The organism is Actinosynnema sp. (assembly GCF_052038725.1).
Window position 1 is genome coordinate 1 of record NZ_JBQGCX010000705.1, and the last position, 1,690, is coordinate 1,690.

The following is a 1,690-nucleotide window of genomic DNA, read 5'->3' on the forward strand; positions in this document are numbered from 1 at the left end:
CTTGAAGAGCGACCGCCCACGCTGTAGGTCACAGCAACCTCAGCCTCCTCACCCACGGCGCTGCGGCCCTGGTCCGCTACCGGCTCGACTGACACGTCCGAGATAGCTTCGGTGGTCGCGTAGAGACGGTTCGAGAGGAACACCGGCGCCTCCACGCGCACGGGAGCTCCTGTCGACTGGCCCAGGTCATGTCCCGAGCGCCGGGACTCTTCAACGTCGGCGGCAAGTATGTCTGTCCTTACCGGGACCATGGACGTTGCCGCCTCGACGTCGCCGGCCTCGATGAGCTGCACGTACGCCTCCACCGCAGCTTCCGGGGAGCGCGTACCGCGCTCCTGCGCGTGCAGGACTGCGCCGGTCGCAAGGGTCAGCACGACGATCACTCCAAGAGGCAGAAGCCACCGCGCACGGCCGCGCGCCCGGGACGTCCCGGGGTCATCACCAGAGGAGGGTGCAGGACGCCCAAAGTCGTCATCACTTGAAGCAGCACGGACGTCAGCAACGTCGCCCCCGGACACGCGTGGGTCACTGAACTCGTCCTCCGGTCGCCCCATCGCTCCCCCTCATCCCTTGTCGAAGGAGCATGGCACGCTCAGCAGCACGGGTGGCCGTAAACGATCGTTTCCGAAGGGTCCAGGGCTGGGCGTGGGACCCCGGTTTAGGTACGCGTCCGCAAACGGTCGTTTTCGGACGGCTGCGTCTCGACGCGCCGTGCGTTCGGGAGCGGTCCATAGGCTTCTTGCGTCGGCGGAGCAGTAGCCTCCGTCTACACCCACGACGGCACGGAGGCATGCCGATGAGCACGACGCGAGACGATTCGCGGCCTGTCGAGCGCTGGCGTTATTTGGCGGAGTGGGAGATGGCCTTGATCGAGCACCCGATCAGGGAGGCCTATGGGCCGATCGTGGCCGACCTTCGCGCGGCGGGGTTCGAGGTGCACCCCGAAGTCCTGCTTGGCGAAGCTCAGACCGGCTCCTGGTCGGAGGGCCTGTCTATCCTGGCGCGCCACCTAGACCAGGGGGGGGTACCCAGACCTCCTGATGTACCGCATGGCGCGACGCTTCGCCCGCCCCGAAGGCTTGCCCTTCTGGGACGTCCTGGCAGAGCGATACACCAACCCGCGGGGCACAGGTGAGCAGTCCGGCGCCGCACACGCGCTCGCCACCATCGCCACGCCCGACCACTACGACGACCTAGTCCGGTTCATCCACATGGACCAAGCCGAAGGACGGTCGGAGTTTGTCGAACCCATCGTCAGGTTCGGCGGCGACGCCGGGATCGCAGTTGTCACGCCTCTGCGGGAAGAATTCGAGTACTACGTAGACCGGGCAATTAACGCGCGAAGAACCGCTACTGCCCGCGCCCGTCGGTACGAACGCGCCGTGACGAAGCTCAGCCAAGCCCTCGCTACCCGACCCGAGCCTGTCCCCGACGACGGCGCGATTGAGTGGTCGACCTCGCTGGACCTGCCCGACTGGAAGCGGCTGACCAAGACTCTTCGCACGGGCCTGAGCGGCGAACTCGACGGACCTATCGGAGACGCGCTCTTCGCAGCCGTACTCAGCGCCCCGCTCGATGACGAGCACCACGTCCTCACACACACCCGCCTCGGCGTGGTCCAGATCGGCTGGTTCATCGATGACATCAGCGAGGTAACCGCCTACATCTTCGGCTCCCAGGAGGTCCACGA

Annotated in this window: 2 protein-coding genes; one reads left to right on the top strand and one right to left on the bottom strand. The window is 66.4% G+C overall.

Annotated elements, in window-relative coordinates; genetic code table 11:
• Positions 1-383 (bottom strand): hypothetical protein (locus tag ACTUAL_RS14790; RefSeq protein ID WP_440900649.1); only part of this gene is annotated, 383 nt, incomplete at its 3' end.
• 657 nt (positions 384-1,040) lie between these two features.
• Here ACTUAL_RS14790 and ACTUAL_RS14795 point away from each other — a divergent pair.
• Positions 1,041-1,690: hypothetical protein (locus ACTUAL_RS14795; RefSeq protein ID WP_440900650.1), on the top strand; the 650-nt coding region annotated here is incomplete at its 3' end.